Below are 16,257 nucleotides of genomic sequence, written 5' to 3'. Positions count from 1 at the left end.
TGGACTACGCATACGGGGTGGACTGGCGGCGGGCGCGCGCCGGGGTCTCCTCCAGGGCGATGTAGTAGGTGTGCGTGTAGTCGGTCCAGCCGCCGAAAATGACGACGTGCGAACCTTTCTCGGGGTTCACCGGATTGTGGAACAGCAGAATGTCGCCGGGCTGGAGTTCGTCCTTGGAAATACGTACTCCGTACTGGTCGAGACTGCCGGTCCATTCGTTCCCCGGCAGGCCCCAGGCCATCGAGACGAACCCCGAACAGTCCTGCCGGTAACCGTCGGACCAGTACGCGTTCATGCTGTACGGCACCTGCGCCGCGATCCAGGTCTTGGCCCGGTTGATGATCTCGGCGCGGGTGGTCGTGGGCGCCTTGAGGACACCGGTCGGCTTCGCCGGTTGCCCGCTCGGGCCGTGCAGCGGGGCCTTGCCGCCCTGCGGGGTGGCGGGTTCGTCACCGGTGTCACCTGCGGGAACGCCCGGGCGGTCCGGGGCGTGCGGGGCGGCCGCCGCCGGTAGGGCATACCCGGCGGCGAGGGCGGCGGACGCGGCCGACGCCACGACGAGGACCCGCTGGGCGGCGGGGAGACCGCCCGTGCGGCCGGTCGGGGAATGCGACAGGGCGCGCCGCCGGTGAACACATCCGGCGCAATCGCAATCGCTCGCGGGCTCGAATTCCTCGAATACCGGAGTCTCCATGCGACGCCCCTCACACTCCAGGTGGAAATATCCGCGCTCGTGCACATCCGCCAGCTTCTCAACTGTCTTCCGGACTCGCATGTTGACGGTCCGAATGATGTACAGCGGGCCACCCGGGCCGGTCCGGGGGTGGTCAGGAGCACCCCCGGACGTCCGGTAGAGTTGTCCAGGTCAACACGCGCGCCGCTAGCTCAGTTGGTTAGAGCAGCTGACTCTTAATCAGCGGGTCCGGGGTTCGAGTCCCTGGCGGCGCACAGACAGCGAGGCCCTCCGCAGTGCGGGGGGCCTTTCGCATGGGCGGGACATCTGTGCGGACGGAACACAGGTCTCCCCCCGTTTGGCCGGTTACCCTCTGGCCATGACAGCCCGCGACCTGCAAGAGCGGATCAAGAAGCTCATCCTCGACCGTCGGCTGTCCTCCGGGGCACCGCTGCCGACCGAGCCCGAGCTGATGGTGTTTCTCGGTGCGAGCCGGAACTCGGTGCGCGAGGCGCTCAAGGCCTTGCAGGCGATGGGGATCGTCGAGATCCGGCACGGCTTCGGGACGTACGTCGGCCCGATGTCGCTCGCGCCGATGGTCGAGGGGCTCGCGTTCCGTACCGTCGTCGGGCACTACCGCGGCGAGGACAGCCTGCTCCAGTTGCTCGAACTGCGGGAGGCCGTGGAGTCGGGGCTCGTGGCCCGGCTCGCGGGGCGGCTGCCGGAGCGGGATCTCGTCGAACTGGACGCGCTGGTACGGCAGATGGAGCGCGAGGCCGCCGAGGGCGTGGGGCTCGCGGCCACCGACCGCGCCTTTCACGCCACGCTCTACCGGGGGCTGGACAACGCGCTGCTGAGCGAGGTCCTGGAGGCGTTCTGGGACGCCTTCCACCGCGTCCACACCGACCTCGCGGCCGGCCCGCAGGACCCCGACGTCACCTGCCGCCAGCACCGGGCGATTCTCGACGCGGTCCGGTCCGGGGATGCGGAACGTGCCGAGAACGCCATACGGGAACACTTCGACAACGTGCGCACCCGGCTGTCCACAACGGGTCCGCATGATCCCCACACGCGCCCCAATGAACGCGTATGACCGGTAAACACCGCGTTTCATATCTTGCGATCAAGATGAGCACCGTAGAACCCTGGTTTTGACGATGCTGCCGATACATGGCAGTTGAGGGGGATACGGAACCGGTTGCGCTGTTTCGCGGGGTGGAGGGGCCCCGCCCTGGAACAGATGTCGGAGGGGGCATCGCGCAACCGGCCGGTCGCAGTCGCATATCTCTGTGCATGGACTGTGTGGTGACTGTGGCCACCACTGACACGTCCGGCGGGGTCGAGGGGGACGCCGACGGGCGGCCGCGACAAACAGACACGCGTGTTCTCGCGTGTGGGGGGATGACTCATGACGTCGACGCCGACGGGCGCCCGGCAGGGCTTCGACCCGTCACCAACCACCGAACTCAGAGTCCCGGGACACCGGACCGGCGGCTTCCGCCGGATCAGGAGCACACTTCCGAGATACGACTACGAGCACTACAGCCGCCTGGCGGGACCTCTCACCCAGCCCGCCCCGGACCGGCCGTACAAGGTCCAGTACCGCTCGCTGCTGTCACAGGAGACGCACCGGATCCGCGCCGCGCTCATGCTGAGCGCGGCGCCGCTGTTGTCCCTGGTCCTGCTGGGCTGGCTGATGCAGCCGAAGCACTGGACCCAACGCGACTATCCCGCCTACGACTTCCTGCCCGCGCTGGACATCGTGATGCTGGTCGCGATCGGTCTGATCGAGTTCTTCCGCTGTATGAACGTGCTGTCCAACGCGCACGCCACGCTGGTCGCCCGCGACCCGGTCCCGGTGGTGCCCGAGACCGGCACGCGGGTCGCGTTCATCACGACGTTCGTGCCCGGCAAGGAACCCCTGGAGATGGTCACCAGGACCCTGGAGGCGGCCATGAGGCTGCGCCACCGGGGGCTGTTGCACGTGTGGCTCCTCGACGAGGGCGACGACCCCGAGGTCAAGGCGGTGTGCGGGCGGCTCGGCGTCCATCACTTCACCCGCAAGGGAGTCGAGAAGTGGAACCGGCCCAAGGGGCCCAACCGCGCGAAGACCAAGCACGGCAACTACAACGCCTGGCTGGAGGCGCACGGCGACGCCTACGACTACTTCGCCTCCGTCGACACCGATCACGTACCGCTGCCCAACTACCTGGAGCGGATGCTCGGTTTCTTCCGCGACCCGGACGTCGGCTTCGTCATCGGCCCGCAGGTGTACGGCAATTACGACACCCCGGTCACCAAGGCCGCCGAGTCGCAGCAGTTCCTCTTCCATGCCCTGATCCAGCGGGCCGGCAACCGCTACGGCTCCCCGATGTTCGTCGGCACCTCGAACGCCGTACGGATCACGGCACTTCGGCAGATCGGCGGGCTGTACGACTCGATCACCGAGGACATGGCCACCGGCTTCGAGATGCACCGCGCCAAGAACCCGGTCACCGGCCGGAAGTGGAAGTCGGTCTACACGCCCGACGTGCTCGCGGTCGGTGAAGGGCCCAGCGCCTGGACGGACTTCTTCACCCAGCAGCTCCGGTGGTCGCGCGGGACGTACGAGACGATCCTCAAGCAGTACTGGAAAGGCTTCTTCTCGATGCCTCCGGGCAAGCTCTTCAACTACACCATGATGATCATCTTCTACCCGATGTCGGCCCTCAACTGGATCCTCGCGGCGCTGAGTTGCGCCCTGTTCCTGGGCCTGGGCGCCTCGGGTGTGAACATCGACCCGACGATGTGGCTGATGCTCTACGGCAACGCGTCCGCGCTCCAGATCGGCCTCTACATCTGGAACCGGCGGCACAACGTCTCCCCGCACGAGCCGGAGGGGTCGGGCGGGGTCGCCGGCATGGTGATGTCGGCGTTGTCGGCGCCGATCTACGCCCGCTCGCTGCTGGACGCCGTACTGCGCAGGAAGAGCGGGTTCGTGGTCACGCCCAAGGGCGACTCGGCCAGCCCCGACACGCTGTTCGGGACGTTCCGGGTGCACTGGTTCTTCATCGTGATCTTCGCCGGGTCGCTGCTGGCCGGGTTTGGGAACGGGCACGCGCACCCGGCGATGCTCACCTGGGCCACGTTCGCCCTGCTGATCACCGCGTCGCCGATCCTCGCCTGGCGGTACATGCTGCGCCAGGAGCGGAAGAAGCCTCCCGTCGTCCCCACCGTCCCCCAGCAGAGGCCCAGTTGGGCGGCGGCGGGCGGCAGCGAGCAGACCCTGCAGATCGCGCTCGGCGGGACGGGGGGCCGTAAGGAATGAAGGAGGCCGGCCGGCGCCGTGCCCGTCGACTCGCGGTCAGCACGGTGGTCGTCATCGCCCTGGCCGGGATGAACGGGCCCTGGCTGTACAGATTCGGGACCGAGAGATACCACCAGTACGTCATCAACAAGCCCGAGTACAAAGCCGACAACGGGCACTGGGACATCGTCCAGTTCCCCAAGGAGTACCGGCAGGACACCATTCACGCGGTGCTGCTGCACACCGGGAAAGTGCTGCTGGTGGCCGGCTCGGGGAACAACCAGGACAACTTCGACGCGAAGAGGTTCGAGTCGCGGATCTGGGATCCCGTCAAAGGCACCGTCAAGAAGATCCCCACGCCCGCCGACCTGTTCTGCACCGGGCACACCCAACTCGCCGACGGAAACATCCTCATCGCGGGCGGCACCAAGAAGTACGAGAAGCTGAAGGGGGACGTCAAGAAGGCCGGCGGGGTCATGATTCTCTACAACGAGAACCCCGACAAGCCGATGACCGTGCGGCAGGGGACGAGGTTCACCGGCAAGGCGAACGGCAAGACGTTCGTGTCGACGGACTCGGTGCTGATACCGCGCGCGAAGAAGGTGTTCGACAAACAGACCGGCAGATTCCTGCGGAACAACCCCGGTTACGCCCGGGTCGTCGTCGAGGCGCCGAAGGAGGGCACCCGGTACGAGACCGGCGCACAGGACAACTACCGGATTCAGGGGCTGACCGGTGCGGACGAGCGCAACACGTACGGCATCGGCAATAAGTTCGGGCTCGACAAGCGGGACTTCGAGGGGATCAGGAACGCCTACGAGTTCGATCCGGTCGCCGAGAAGTACATCAAGGTCGATCCGATGAAAGAGGCCCGCTGGTATCCGACGCTGACGACATTGAGCGACGGGAAAATACTCAGCGTCTCCGGGCTCGACGACATCGGGCAGTTGGTGCCGGGGAAGAACGAGATCTTCGATCCGGCGACGAAGAAGTGGACGTACACGAAGACGAAGCGGCAGTTCCCCACGTATCCGGCGCTGTTCCTGATGGAGAACGGGAAGTTGTTCTACTCGGGGTCCAACGCGGGGTACGGGCCGGCCGACGTGGGGCGTGATCCGGGGATCTGGGATGTCGACACCAACGTGTTCACCAAGGTGCCGGGGCTGAGCGATCCGAAGCTGTTGGAGACCTCGGCGACGGTGCTGTTGCCTCCGGCGCAGGACGAGAAGTACATGGTGATCGGGGGTGGAGGGGTCGGTGAGTCGAAGTTGTCCAGCAACAAGACGCGGCTCGTCGATCTCAAGGACGCCTCGCCGACGTTCGTGGACGGGCCCTCGCTGGAGAAGGGGACCCGGTATGCGCAGACGTCCATCCTGCCCGATGACACCGTGCTGGTTTCGGGTGGGTCGGAGGATTATCGGGGGCGCGGTGACTCCGACATTCTCCAGGCTCGGATCTACCATCCCGACACGAACAGTTTCGAGGAAGTCGCCGATCCGCTGGTGGGGCGGAACTATCACTCCGGGTCGATCCTTTTGCCGGACGGACGGGTGATGTTCTTCGGGTCGAATCCGTTGTACGCGGACAAGGCGAACACGAAGCCGGGGGTTTTCGAGCAGCGGATCGAGATCTACACTCCGCCGTATCTCTACCGGGATTCCCGGCCGGATCTCTCCGGTGGGCCGGGGAGCATCGCGCGGGGGGCGTCGGGGACGTTCACCTCGCAGCATGCCTCTTCCATCAAGAAGGTGCGGTTGATGCGGCCCAGCGCTTCGACTCACGTCACGGATGTGGATCAGCGGTCCATCGCGTTGGACTTCAAGACGGCCGGGAACAAGGTCACGGTGGTGGTGCCGAAGGACAGGAACCTGGTGCAGTCCGGGTGGTACATGCTGTTCGTGGACGACGATCTGGGGACGCCGAGCAAGGCGGTGTGGGTCGAAGTGCCCTGATCACTTGCTGGACCTGGCAAGGGCCAGTGCGTAACTCGGCCACCACTGGCCCGCCTTGGGGCCGCCCTTGCACTCGCCGTCCGACTCTCCCGGGCGTTTGATCCACAAGTACGCGTCCACCAAAGGGTCCGCCGTTTTTGTGGTCGGGGTTTCGCCCAGCGAGCGGCCCGGGGGGTTGCACCAGTTCTCGTCCTCGTCTCCTGCCGTATACGGTCCGTTGCCGTTGCGGCTGGTGTCGATGACGAAGTGTTCGTCGGCGGTCTTGGCCGAGAGTTGTTTGCCGTAGGCGATGGAGTCCTGGGTGGAGTAGAAGTTGGAGACGTTCACCGCGAAGCCGTCGGCCTTGGTGATGCCCGCTCGCCGCAAGGGCTGGTAGATCTCGTCGGGGTGGCCCCAGCCCGCGTTCCCGGCGTCCAGGTAGACCTTTGTGTTCCTGAGGGACTTGAGCTTGGTGATGGCGTAGTTCAGGAGGTCGTAGCGCTCGGCCTGGTGCTCGGCGGGGGTACAGCCGTCCACCAGGTGGAGCAGGGCGTCCGGTTCCAGGACGACCGTGGCCGGGCGGTCCGCGATGCCCTGGGTGACCTCGTCGATCCAGGTGCGGTAGGAGTCACCGTCGGCCGCGCCGCCCTGCGAGTACTGGCCGCAGTCGCGGTGCGGGATGTTGTAGAGGACCAGGAGCGCGGTGCGGCCGGCCCGGTCGGCGGCCTCGGTGAAGCCCTGGGCCTCCGCCTTCGGGTTCTCCGCGCCGATCCACTCGCCGGTGGGCTGTTCGGCGATCTTCCGGATCTGTTCGGCGTCGGCCGTCTTGCCCGCCTTGGCGTAGGCGGCCACCTGCCGGGCGGCGTTGGTGTCCGGGTTGACCCAGATCGGGTCCGCGCCCTTGGGCTGTTGGGTGATCTTCGCTCCCGCGTCGGGTTTCCTGCCCCCGCCGCCTGCGGAGGAGCAGCCCGCGATCACGAGTGCCGCCCCCAGGACCAGCGCCGACGTCCGTGTGCCGAAGGCGACCGAGGTCCCCTGGCTGCCGTACATCCAACTCCCCCTTGGCTGTACCGATCCAAGGCTCAATCGTGACATACGTGGCGTGCCGCCCACGAGGACACCGGGCATGTTGTCGGTCGGCTGTTACACCTCCGCCCGGCGGGGTAGGCGCTCGGCCCACGGCAGGGGAAGGCGGTGGCCGTCGTGCACCACGCGACCCGGGAGGAGCGGCTCGCCGCGGCGCTGGTGGAGGCCGCGGACACCCTGAGCGAGAGCTTCGACACCGGGGAGTATCTGCGGCGGTTGTCCGACCGGTGTGTGGAGTTGCTGTCCGCGTGGGCCGCCGGGGTCATGTTGATCGACGGCGACGACATCGTGTCGCTGGCCGGGAGTGGGCTCGGTGGGCGGGAGGCCATGGCGCTGGAGCTGCTGGCCGCGCAGCGCAACGGCGGTCCCTGTAAGGAGAGTTACGGCTCCGGGCGGACTGTCGCGCCGGTCGCGATCAGCGTGGCTCATGCGGACGGACGCTGGCCCGAGTTCACCGAACAGGCCCTGCGGCACGGGGTCGTGGCGACCTTCGCGGTGCCGGTGCGGCGGCGTGACGCGCTGCTCGGCGCGCTGAACGTGTTCGTGCCGACGCTGCCCAACAGCGCGTCGGACGGCGGGAGTTCGGAGGTGTCGGTGGCGCGGGCACTCGCCGACGCCGCTGCCCTGGGGCTGTGGAACCAGCGCGCCCACGCCCAATACCGTTCGCTGGCCGGGCAGTTGCAGAACGCGCTGTCGAGCCGGGTGCGGATCGAGCAGGCCAAGGGGATGCTCGCCGAGCGCTGGCAGGTCGGTGTCGACGAGGCGTTCGGCGCACTGCGCGGGTATGCGCGGCGGCACCGGCTGCCGATGGAGCGGGTTGCCCGGGCGGTGATCGAACGGGACCTGGGCGACGCCGAGTTGAGGGAGCCGTAGAACCGTGAACCACCTGTGCATATGACAGGGAGCTACCACATCGGGACATGGCGTCATTCGCCCTCTAGGCCCGGGCGCCCATTCGTTCTAGAGTCGTTCCCAACGACCCCAGCCCCCGGTCGGTTGGCATCCTCCACCACTGGATTTCCAGACCTCCCGCGCCGTTCGCCGGGTTACTCCCGCAGCCCGTGCGCGTGCGGTTGAGGACGAGCCCGGTCGGCGGCTTCAGGGGGGAGCAGGTCGTCGGCCGGGCTTGGTTGTCACAGCCCGGTTCCGGTGAGGTAGGCCGAGACGACCACGTTCGCCGTGTAGCTGTGGCTGCCGCGGTCGAAGGTACCGCCGCAGGTGATGAGGCGGAGTTCGGCGCGGCCCGACTGCCGGGTGCCGTAGGCCTGTTGGGCGTCGAAGCGGGCGCGGGTCAGGACGCGTACGTCGTCGACGGTGAACTCGGCGACCTTGCCGTCGTCGCGGATGACCCGGATCGTCTGGCCGGGTCGTAGCGTGCTGAGTTTGTAGAAGACGGCGGGGCGGGTCTCGGTGTCGACATGGCCGACCATCAGGGCGGTGCCGACGGCCCCGGGCCGCACTCCGTCGCCGTACCAGCCGACCACGGCCGCCTGGTCGAACGGCGGTGGGTCGATCGCGCCCTGCGCGTCGAGGCCGCGGGCCACCACCGGTGCCTGGACGGCGAGTTGGGGAATGTCGATGCGCTGCGGGAGCGCGTCGCCCAACGGCTTTGCGGCGGGCGGGAGTTCGGCCTCCGGGGGGCGGCCGACCGCCGCCACGTCGCCGGTCGTCGGCGCGGATATGCCGAGTCTTATGTCGGTCAGGTCCTGGCCCCACAGCCAGAGCCCGAGCAGCAGCACGGCCCAGGCCACCCCGGTCAGCAGCCGCCCGGTGCCGGTGGAGCGCTCGTGCTCGGCGGGTCGGTCGTGATCGAACATGGCCCCTCAGCCCGTCCTGCGGCTCCGGCGGGCGCTGCGCAGCGCCACGGCCGCCGCGGCGACACCGGCCAGCAACAGACCCACCACCGCGTGCGCGGTACCGGGACCGGCCGCGCGGGCGTTGACGGCCGCGAGATGCGCCGTACCGCCGCCGCCCGCGTGGACGGGGGCGACGGGCGAGGCGGGCGCCGAGGACGGGGACTGCGACGCGTTGTCCACGACCTTGATCGCGCCCTTCACCGTCACGCTGCCACAGGTGATCCTCACGTCGTAGCTGCCCGGTTCCAGCGAGCTGCGGACCCGGGTCTCGCCGGCGAGGGTGCCCGCCGCGCCGACCAGCTTGGCGTCGGCGACGAACGCGTCCGAGGCGGCCGAGCCCGTCGTACCGTCGCAGCCGCTGATTTTGAGGGCGACGTCGGAGCCGGGGGCGGGGGACGCGGGGGTCACCGAGACGGTGCCTCCGTCCGCCGCGTACGCCGTCGGGGTGAGCGCCGCGAGAACCGCCGCACCCGCACAGAGAGTGACTTTGAGTGAGCCCATCGTGAACCTCCAGATAACTGGAGACTCCTCCTCGTCCCCCGGTCACGCATCCCTGGCGGGGCCCGATTGCTCCGTATGGGGGAGGGGGTGGCCGGAGTGCATAGCATGGTGGTCATGACAGAGCGCAAGCCCATCGAATCGTGGCTCACCGACATGGACGGGGTGCTGATGCACGAGGGCGTCCCCGTGCCCGGTGCGGACGCGTTCATCAAGACGCTGCGGGAGAAGGGCCGTCCGTTCCTGGTCCTCACCAACAACTCGATCTACACCGCGCGTGACCTGCACGCCCGGCTGAACCGGATCGGCCTCGAAGTGCCGGTGGAGAACATCTGGACCTCGGCCCTGGCCACCGCCGCCTTCCTGGACAACCAGCACCCCGGCGGCACCGCGTACGTCATCGGCGAGGCCGGGCTGACGACGGCCCTGCACGACGCCGGGTACGTGCTGACCGACTCCGACCCCGACTTCGTGATCCTCGGCGAGACCAGGACCTACTCCTTCGAGGCCCTGACCAAGGCGATCCGGCTGATCAACGACGGGGCCCGGTTCATCGCCACCAACCCCGACAACACCGGGCCCTCGCCCGAGGGCGCCCTGCCGGCCACCGGATCGGTGGCCGCGCTGATCACCAAGGCGACCGGCAAGGAGCCGTACTTCGTCGGCAAGCCGAACCCGCTGATGATGCGGAGCGCGCTGAACACCATCGGCGCGCACTCGGAGAGCAGCGCGATGATCGGCGACCGGATGGACACGGACGTCCTCGCCGGTCTTGAGGCCGGGATGGAGACCTTCCTCGTCCTCACCGGGCTGACGACCCGGGGCGATGTGGAGCGCTATCCGTACCGGCCCACGAAGGTCGTGGAGTCCATCGCCGACCTCGTCGACCTGATCTGATCCGGTCGGGCTCCAAGGGTCCGGTCAGCTGTTGGTGGCGGACTGCCAGTCCTCGATGTACGACGTCAGGTTCTTGTCGATGTCGGTCCAGTCGGGTTCGAAGATCTGGACGCCGGTCATCAGCTGGGTCAGGGCGGTCGCGTTGGCGTCGGTGGCCTTGACGTCCTGCCGGGCGCTGAAGCCGCCGCCGATCGCGCTGACCTGCTGCTGGGCGGTTCGGCCGAGCATGTAGTCGAGGAGCTTCTCGCCGTTGGCGCTGTGCGGGCCCTTGGTGACGAGGCCGGCCGCGTACGGGAGGGCGAAGGTGGTGGGCTGCCCGCCCTTCTTCGCCGGGAACCAGATGCCGAGGTTCGGCATGGTCTTGGACTGGGCGTAGTTCATCTGCACATCGCCGTTGGCGACGAGCAGTTCGCCCTTGTCGACCTTGGGCGCGAGCTTGCCGGTGGAGGCGGAGGGGCCGACGTTGTTGGACTGGAGCTTCTTCAGGTAGGCGAGGGCCTGGTCCTTGCCGCCGAAATCGTGAATTGCCTTGATCAGTACGGCGGTTCCGTCGCCGGCGACTCCGGGCGTGGAGTACTGGAGCTTGTTCTTGTAGGTGCTGTCGAGGAGTTGGTCCCAGGTGGTGGGGGCCTGGGCGAGCTGCTTCTTGTTGTAGACGAACCCGAAGTAGTTGTTGACGACGGAGGTCCAGGTGCCGTCGGAGGCCTTGTCGGCGGCGCTCACCCGGTCGGCGCCCGCCGGGGTGTACTTCCGCAACAGCCCCTTGCTGTCGGCCTGTTGGATGAACGGCGGCAGGGTGACCAGGACATCGGCCTGCGGGTTGCTCTTCTCGCGGACGGCGCGCTGCACCATCTCGCCGGAACCGCCCTCCACGTACTGGACCTTGATGCCGGTCCGCTTCTGGAAGTCCTTGAAGATCCGGTCGTACCAGCCGTCGCCGTTCTCGCCCTTGAGGCCGTCGGCGCTGTAGACGGTGACGACCTTGGCGTCGGAGGCGGCGGAGGTGCCGCCGCAGGCGGTGAGCGGTGCGGCCAGCAGACAGAGGGCGATGGCGGCGGTGAGGCTGTTTCTGGGCATGGCGAGGCCAACTCCTGGCGTGTCGAGGGTGGTTGAGTTGCTCAGCTTTTTTCGAAGCGCTTGGGGATCAGCGGTACGACGCCCGGTTGCGGACGCGGGAGACGACGAGCAGGACGAGCAGGGTCGCCGTCATCAGGACCACGGCGAGCGCGGACCCGGTGAAGAGGGCCCCGCGGTCGGTGGCCGAGTAGATCAGGACCGGAAGCGTGGTCCAGTCGGGCGGATAGAGCATCATCGTGGCGCTCAACTCGCCCATGGACAGGGCGAAACAGAGCCCTGCGGCGGCGGTGAGAGAGGGCAGCAGCAACGGCAGCCGGATGCGCCACAGGACGTGGGCGGGCCGGGCGCCGAGGGAGGCGGCGGCCTGTTCGTAGGCGGGGTCGAGGCGGACGATCGCGGCGGACACGGACTGGTGGGCGAAGGCGGTCACGAGGACGGTGTGGGCAAGGATCACGATCCACCGGGTGCCGTTGAGCAGCAGCGGCGGCTGGGAGAAGGCGACCAGGACCGCGAGCCCGACCACGACGGACGGCACGGCGACCGGCAGCACGAACAGGGCGTCCAGCAGCCTGCGTTGGCGCTTGGTGAGCCCGGCGGTGGCGAGCGCGGCCCAGGTCCCGACGGTGAGCGCGAGCAGGCTCGCGGTGAGGGCGGTGACCAGGCTGGTGGTGAGCGCCTGGAGGGACTCGCCCCGGGTGGCGGCGGAGTAGTGGGCGGTGGTGAGGCCGGAGGGGAGCACGCCGGACCAGTTGGTGGCGAAGGAGGCGCCGAGGACGACGAGGAGCGGCAGCGCGAACAGGGGCAGGAAGAGCACGAGGAAGACGAGCCAGATCGCCCACTTCGCCTTGCGGCTATGCACCAGCACGACGGCTCACCACCCGGTAGAGGCCGTAGAGCCCCACGGATATGAGGACGTTGACGACGGCGACCACACACGCGCCCGGGTAGTCCGACTCCAGGATCGCCTTGCTGTAGACGAGCATCGGGAGCGTCGTGACCCCTTTCGCGCCGGTGAACAGCACGATCCCGAACTCGTTGAGACACAGCACCAGCACGAGACTTCCGCCGGCGGCGAGCGCGGGCAGCGCCTCCGGCAGGATCACCTGCCGGACGATCCGGGGCGCCCGAGCGCCGAGCGAACTGGCCGCCTCCACCTGCGCGGTGTCCACCTGCGAGAACGCGGCGAGCAGCGGCCGCATCACGAACGGCGTGAAGTAGGTGACCTCCGCCAGCAGCACACCCCAGGGCGTGGCCAGGAACTGGAACGACCCGACGATGCCGGTCGTGCCGTAGATGAACAGCAGCGCGAGCGTGATGAGGAAGGACGGGAAGGAGAGGTAGACGTCGATGAACCGCGCGACCGTCCTGGCCCCGGGGAAGGGGACGAAGGCGATGACCAGCGCGAGCACGAAACCGAGGACCAGACACCCGAGGGTGGAGACGACGGCGATCCATACGGTGGTCCAGAGGGCGGTACGGAACAACTCCGAGGAGAAGACGTCGGCGTAGGGCTGGAGTGACGTTCCGCCGGAGTCGGGTCGGAAGGACTGCTGGAGGACGAGAGCGAGGGGGTAGAGGAAGAGGAGCCCGAGGACGGTGACGGGAGGGAAGGTCCAGAGCAGTCGCCTAGACATCGGTGACTCCGGCCGCCAGCAGCGTCGCGTCCTCCGGTGCGAAATGCAGGGTTACGGCGTCCCCGTGCGCGGGTGGGGCCTTGAGCTCCGGCACGTCGGCCATGACCCGGTGTCCGTCCACGTCGACGTGGAGGCGGTGGGTGGCGCCGCGCCACTGGATCTCCCGTACGACACCGGCGAGTTGATTGGGCCCGGCGCCGAGTCCGACCAGATGCGGCCGTACGCACACCGTGGTCGCCGACCGCTGCACGGCCCCCGAGACCTGAAGCGCCCGGTCGCCGAAGAAGACACCCTGCTCCCCCACCGTCACCGGCAAGAGATTCGCGCCGCCGACGAACGACGCCGTGAACTCGTCGGCCGGCGCCCGGTACAGCTCCCTGGGTGTTCCGCACGCCCGTAGCCGCGCCTTGTTCATCACCGCGATCCGGTCGGCCAAGGTCAGCGCCTCGACCTGGTCATGAGTGACGTAGAGGATCGAGACCTCGGGCAACTCCCGGTGCAGCCGGGCGAGTTCGGCCAGCATGCCGGACCGGAGCCGGGCGTCGAGCGCGGAGAGGGGCTCGTCGAGCAGGAGCACGCCGGGCCGGATCGCCAACGCCCGTGCGATCGCGACCCGTTGCTGCTGCCCGCCGGACAACTCCCGGGGATGGCGCCGGGCGTAGGCCTCCATGCCGACCATCTCCAGCGCCTCGGCGACCCGGGTACGGATCTCGCCGCGCGGCACCTTGTGCGCCTTGAGCCCGAAGGCCACGTTGTCCTCGACCCGCAGATGCGGGAAGAGCGCGTACTGCTGGACGACCATCCCGACGCCCCGGCGGTACGGCGGCAGGTCGGTGACATCGCGGCCGCCGAGGAACACCCGCCCGGACACCGGCCGGACGAACCCGGCGACCGCCCGCAGCGCGGTGGTCTTGCCGGAGCCGGACGGTCCGAGCAGCGCCATGACCTCGCCGGGCTCGACGGTGAGGTCGAGGGAGTCGAGGACGACGGTGCCGTCGTAGGCGACGGTGACGGAGTCGAAGCGGATGCCGTCGGTCGGGCGGGTGCTGTCGGTCGGGCGGGGGCCGTCGGTCATCCGAGTACTCCGGGCAACTGTCCTATGCCGTCCAGGACTTGGGTCGCCCCGGCCGCCCGCAGCGCGTCCGCGTCGTGGGCGCCGGTCAGGACACCGGCGACCACGCCCGCTCCGGCGCGGACCCCGCTGAGCATGTCGTACGAGGTGTCGCCGACGACGGCGAGCTGCCGTACGTCGTCCGCGGCGGCCGTGCGCAGGAACGCGGTGAGGACCATGTCCGGGTACGGGCGCCCCCGGCCGCCGGCGTCGGCGGGGCAGAGCGTGAGGTGGGCGAGGTCCTGCCAGCCGAGCGCGGCCAGGATGGCGTCCTGGGTGGTGCGGGCGAAGCCGGTCGTCAACACCACAGTGCGGTCCTGGGACTTGAGCAGCTCGATGGTCTCGCGGGCGCCGGGCAGGGCCGCGACCCTGCCCGCGTCGACGAGGTCCGCGTACGCCGCCTCGAAGGCCTTGTTGGCTTCCTGGGCCTGCGCTTCCGTGCCGAACAGGTGCCGGAAGACGGAGATCTTGGACTCGCCCATGGTGGCGCGGACGTAGTCGAGCATGTCGGCGGGTTCCGCGCCCAGGTGGCGGGCCGCGGCGGCGAACGCCTCCTCGACTAGGCCGCCGTCGGCGACGGTGGTGCCGGCCATGTCGAGGACGACGAGACGGATGTCCGGGTTCGTGGGCGTGGGCGGGTTCATGGATGTAGGCAGGTTCATGGGTGGCTCACCAGTCCAGTTCGTTCGCGGTGGTTTCGGCGATCGCCGGGGAGCAGGTCATGCCGCGTCCGCCGGGCCCGGTGACCAACCAGACGCCGTCGCGCACCTGTTGGCGGTGGACGACGCGGGCGGGGTCGGTGCACTGCGCGTACACGCCGGCCCAGCGGCGGCGGATCTTCGGGAGGGGACGGCCGAGGAAGGACTCGACGACCTCGGCGAGATGGTCGTAGGGGTCCTCGGTGGTGTCGAAGGCGAAGGGGTGCTCGTACTCGTGGGTGTCGCCGATGGTCAGACCGCCGTCGGCGCGCTGCACCATGAGGAGTTGCATGGCGTGGGCGGCGGCCGTCGGCAACTGCGGCTGCCGCTCGGCGAGTTGGTCGAGGGCGGGGCCGCGGTAGGCGGGGTAGTAGCGGAAGCTGTCCGCGTCGGCGACCGAGGTGGTGAGGGGTTCGCCGAGCGGGTCGGTCTGCATCATCTGCAAGCGGACGCGGCGGACGGGGAGTTCGGGCCCGGCGAGTTCGCGGACGAGCCCGCCGAGCCAGGCGCCGGTGCACAGGATCACCGCGTCGGAGGCGTGCACGTCCCCGTGGTCGTCGCGTACGGCGTGCTCGCCGACGACCTCGCGGACCTCGCGGCCCGGCAGGAAGGTGTAGCGCGGGGACTTCAGCAGCTCGGCGCGCAGGGCGAGTTGGGCGGTGCGGGGTTCGACGGCCGCGTCCCGTTCGCAGTACAGGGCGGCCGTGAAGTCGCCGCGCAGGGCGGGGTTGACGGCGCGGGCCTCGGTGGGGGTGAGGAGTTTGTAGCCGCGGGCGGCGGAGTCCTCGCGGGCCACGGCGGCCTCGGCGACGGCGAGTTCGCGTTCGCCGCGGACCGGGGTCAGCGAGCCGTTGGCCCGGAAGCCGAGCCCGGGGACGCGGGCGCCGATCTCCTCCCACAACTCCCGTGCCCGCAGGGCGGTTTCGAGTTCCTCGCCGCCCGCGCGGCCGCTCACCCAGATCTGCCCGAAGTTGCGCAACGACGCACCGCGAGCCTCCGCCTCGCGCTCGCGCCGACGACCTCATGGCCGCGTTCCACTGCTTGCCAGGCGTGCATGGTGCCCACCACGCCGCCTCCGACGACTGTCACTCTCACGACGGCCACGCTCCTCGGAATCCGGGAACCGGAACGGTCCGGCTCCCAACGAGAGCGTGAACGACCCATCACGTTTGGGCTAGACCCGTTATCTATCCGTGATTCACCTGGAGAGGGTGGGGTGGGTTTTTCAGTCGGAGTTATGAGTGTTTCAGCCGGTACGGCAGGTGCTTCAGCCGGTGTGGTGGGTGGTGAAGGAGAAGCGGTCGCCCCGGTACAGGCCGCGGACGCGTTCCAGTGGCCGGCCCTCCGTGTCGCGTGACACGCGGTGGATCAGCAGCATCGGGAGGGCGGGCGGGGTGCCGATGAGGAGGGCCTCGCGCGGGGTGGCGAGCACGGTCTCGATGCGTTCGTCGGCGTCGCCGAAGCGGATGCCGCGGGCGGCGAGATAGCCGTAGAAGGAGGAGTCGGGCTC

The 16,257-nt window shown here is 68.9% G+C and carries 14 protein-coding genes, 1 tRNA gene and 2 pseudogenes; 6 read left to right on the top strand and 11 right to left on the bottom strand.

Going from position 1 to position 16,257, the window contains the following annotated elements; all coding sequences use genetic code 11:
* Window positions 1–7: 7 nt before the first annotated feature.
* Window positions 8–694 (bottom strand): annotated as a pseudogene (locus JHN63_RS34840) (NlpC/P60 family protein); the annotation flags it as partial.
* 180 nt (window positions 695–874) lie between these two features.
* On the opposite strand from JHN63_RS34840, the gene JHN63_RS34835 reads away from it, so the two are divergent.
* The 4 genes from JHN63_RS34835 to JHN63_RS34820 all read left to right on the top strand — a co-directional run bounded on the left by JHN63_RS34835 (window position 875) and on the right by JHN63_RS34820 (window position 5,911).
* Window positions 875–948: transfer RNA gene (locus JHN63_RS34835), tRNA-Lys, on the top strand.
* Between the two features lie 104 nt (window positions 949–1,052).
* A complete protein-coding gene (locus JHN63_RS34830; RefSeq protein WP_200688375.1) occupies window positions 1,053–1,766 on the top strand; it encodes a FadR/GntR family transcriptional regulator in 714 nt (237 codons plus the stop codon).
* Window positions 1,767–2,081: 315 nt separating this feature from the next.
* Complete coding sequence (locus JHN63_RS34825; protein ID WP_200688373.1) at window positions 2,082–3,980, top strand: glycosyltransferase family 2 protein; 1,899 nt, start codon at window positions 2,082–2,084, stop codon at window positions 3,978–3,980.
* Complete coding sequence (locus JHN63_RS34820) at window positions 3,977–5,911, top strand: kelch motif-containing protein (protein ID WP_200688371.1); 1,935 nt, start codon at window positions 3,977–3,979, stop codon at window positions 5,909–5,911. Before JHN63_RS34825 ends, JHN63_RS34820 begins: the two co-directional genes overlap by 4 nt.
* Here the strand turns inward: JHN63_RS34820 and JHN63_RS34815 are convergent, their stop codons facing one another.
* Window positions 5,912–6,940, bottom strand: coding sequence for a glycoside hydrolase family 6 protein (locus JHN63_RS34815; RefSeq protein WP_200688369.1), 1,029 nt, complete (start codon window positions 6,938–6,940; stop codon window positions 5,912–5,914).
* A gap of 144 nt (window positions 6,941–7,084) precedes the next feature.
* On the opposite strand from JHN63_RS34815, the gene JHN63_RS34810 reads away from it, so the two are divergent.
* Window positions 7,085–7,849 (top strand): ANTAR domain-containing protein, encoded by a 765-nt coding sequence (locus JHN63_RS34810; RefSeq protein WP_307782055.1) that lies wholly within the window; start codon window positions 7,085–7,087, stop codon window positions 7,847–7,849.
* A 260-nt stretch (window positions 7,850–8,109) separates the two neighbouring features.
* Here JHN63_RS34810 and JHN63_RS34805 read toward each other — a convergent pair whose 3' ends face one another.
* On the bottom strand, window positions 8,110–8,793 hold the full coding sequence (locus tag JHN63_RS34805; RefSeq protein ID WP_200688368.1) for a class F sortase: 684 nt from the start codon (window positions 8,791–8,793) through the stop codon (window positions 8,110–8,112).
* 6 nt (window positions 8,794–8,799) lie between these two features.
* The gene (locus tag JHN63_RS34800) at window positions 8,800–9,333 is read right to left on the bottom strand and encodes a hypothetical protein (RefSeq protein WP_200688366.1); all 534 of its coding nucleotides are present in this window, start codon (window positions 9,331–9,333) and stop codon (window positions 8,800–8,802) included.
* Window positions 9,334–9,447: 114 nt separating this feature from the next.
* Here JHN63_RS34800 and JHN63_RS34795 point away from each other — a divergent pair, with 114 nt between their 5' ends.
* Window positions 9,448–10,227, top strand: a complete 780-nt coding sequence (locus JHN63_RS34795; protein WP_200688364.1) for an HAD-IIA family hydrolase — start codon at window positions 9,448–9,450, stop codon at window positions 10,225–10,227.
* A 24-nt stretch (window positions 10,228–10,251) separates the two neighbouring features.
* Here JHN63_RS34795 and JHN63_RS34790 read toward each other — a convergent pair whose 3' ends face one another.
* The 7 genes and pseudogenes from JHN63_RS34790 to JHN63_RS34760 form a co-directional block, all read right to left on the bottom strand.
* Window positions 10,252–11,304 carry a 2-aminoethylphosphonate ABC transporter substrate-binding protein gene (locus tag JHN63_RS34790; protein ID WP_200688362.1) on the bottom strand — a complete coding sequence of 351 codons (1,053 nt, stop codon included), beginning with the start codon at window positions 11,302–11,304 and terminating at the stop codon, window positions 10,252–10,254.
* A 67-nt stretch (window positions 11,305–11,371) separates the two neighbouring features.
* The gene (locus tag JHN63_RS34785) at window positions 11,372–12,169 is read right to left on the bottom strand and encodes an ABC transporter permease (RefSeq protein ID WP_200688360.1); all 798 of its coding nucleotides are present in this window, start codon (window positions 12,167–12,169) and stop codon (window positions 11,372–11,374) included.
* On the bottom strand, window positions 12,156–12,938 hold the full coding sequence (locus JHN63_RS34780; protein WP_200688358.1) for a 2-aminoethylphosphonate ABC transporter permease subunit: 783 nt from the start codon (window positions 12,936–12,938) through the stop codon (window positions 12,156–12,158). Before JHN63_RS34780 ends, JHN63_RS34785 begins: the two co-directional genes overlap by 14 nt.
* A complete protein-coding gene (locus JHN63_RS34775) occupies window positions 12,931–14,013 on the bottom strand; it encodes an ABC transporter ATP-binding protein (RefSeq protein WP_200688356.1) in 1,083 nt (360 codons plus the stop codon). Before JHN63_RS34775 ends, JHN63_RS34780 begins: the two co-directional genes overlap by 8 nt.
* A complete protein-coding gene (locus JHN63_RS34770; RefSeq protein ID WP_234478161.1) occupies window positions 14,010–14,711 on the bottom strand; it encodes an HAD family hydrolase in 702 nt (233 codons plus the stop codon). The genes JHN63_RS34775 and JHN63_RS34770 overlap by 4 nt, the downstream gene beginning before the upstream one ends.
* Window positions 14,712–14,718: 7 nt before the next feature.
* Window positions 14,719–15,803, bottom strand: a pseudogene (locus JHN63_RS34765) (TIGR03364 family FAD-dependent oxidoreductase).
* A gap of 211 nt (window positions 15,804–16,014) precedes the next feature.
* A partial coding sequence (locus tag JHN63_RS34760) for a UTRA domain-containing protein (protein ID WP_200688354.1) occupies window positions 16,015–16,257 on the bottom strand: 243 nt, incomplete at its 5' end.

The organism is Streptomyces sp. MBT65, assembly GCF_016612545.1.
In the GTDB taxonomy this organism is placed as follows: Bacteria; Actinomycetota; Actinomycetes; order Streptomycetales; family Streptomycetaceae; genus Streptomyces.
The sequence above is the reverse complement of the archived record's forward strand: the minus strand, read 5'-3'. Positions and strand labels throughout refer to the sequence as shown.

Excerpts from the sequence above, each read along its gene's own strand:
- JHN63_RS34825 (WP_200688373.1), top strand. The coding sequence starts at position 2,082 with ATGACGTCGACGCCGACGGGCGCCCGGCAGGGCTTCGACCCGTCACCA.
- JHN63_RS34830 (WP_200688375.1), top strand. The coding sequence starts at position 1,053 with ATGACAGCCCGCGACCTGCAAGAGCGGATCAAGAAGCTCATCCTCGAC.
- JHN63_RS34775 (WP_200688356.1), bottom strand. The coding sequence starts at position 14,013 with ATGACCGACGGCCCCCGCCCGACCGACAGCACCCGCCCGACCGACGGC.
- JHN63_RS34820 (WP_200688371.1), top strand. The coding sequence starts at position 3,977 with ATGAAGGAGGCCGGCCGGCGCCGTGCCCGTCGACTCGCGGTCAGCACG.
- JHN63_RS34805 (WP_200688368.1), bottom strand. The coding sequence starts at position 8,793 with ATGTTCGATCACGACCGACCCGCCGAGCACGAGCGCTCCACCGGCACC.
- JHN63_RS34770 (WP_234478161.1), bottom strand. The coding sequence starts at position 14,711 with ATGAACCTGCCTACATCCATGAACCCGCCCACGCCCACGAACCCGGAC.
- JHN63_RS34800 (WP_200688366.1), bottom strand. The coding sequence starts at position 9,333 with ATGGGCTCACTCAAAGTCACTCTCTGTGCGGGTGCGGCGGTTCTCGCG.
- JHN63_RS34780 (WP_200688358.1), bottom strand. The coding sequence starts at position 12,938 with ATGTCTAGGCGACTGCTCTGGACCTTCCCTCCCGTCACCGTCCTCGGG.
- JHN63_RS34795 (WP_200688364.1), top strand. The coding sequence starts at position 9,448 with ATGACAGAGCGCAAGCCCATCGAATCGTGGCTCACCGACATGGACGGG.
- JHN63_RS34815 (WP_200688369.1), bottom strand. The coding sequence starts at position 6,940 with ATGTACGGCAGCCAGGGGACCTCGGTCGCCTTCGGCACACGGACGTCG.
- JHN63_RS34790 (WP_200688362.1), bottom strand. The coding sequence starts at position 11,304 with ATGCCCAGAAACAGCCTCACCGCCGCCATCGCCCTCTGTCTGCTGGCC.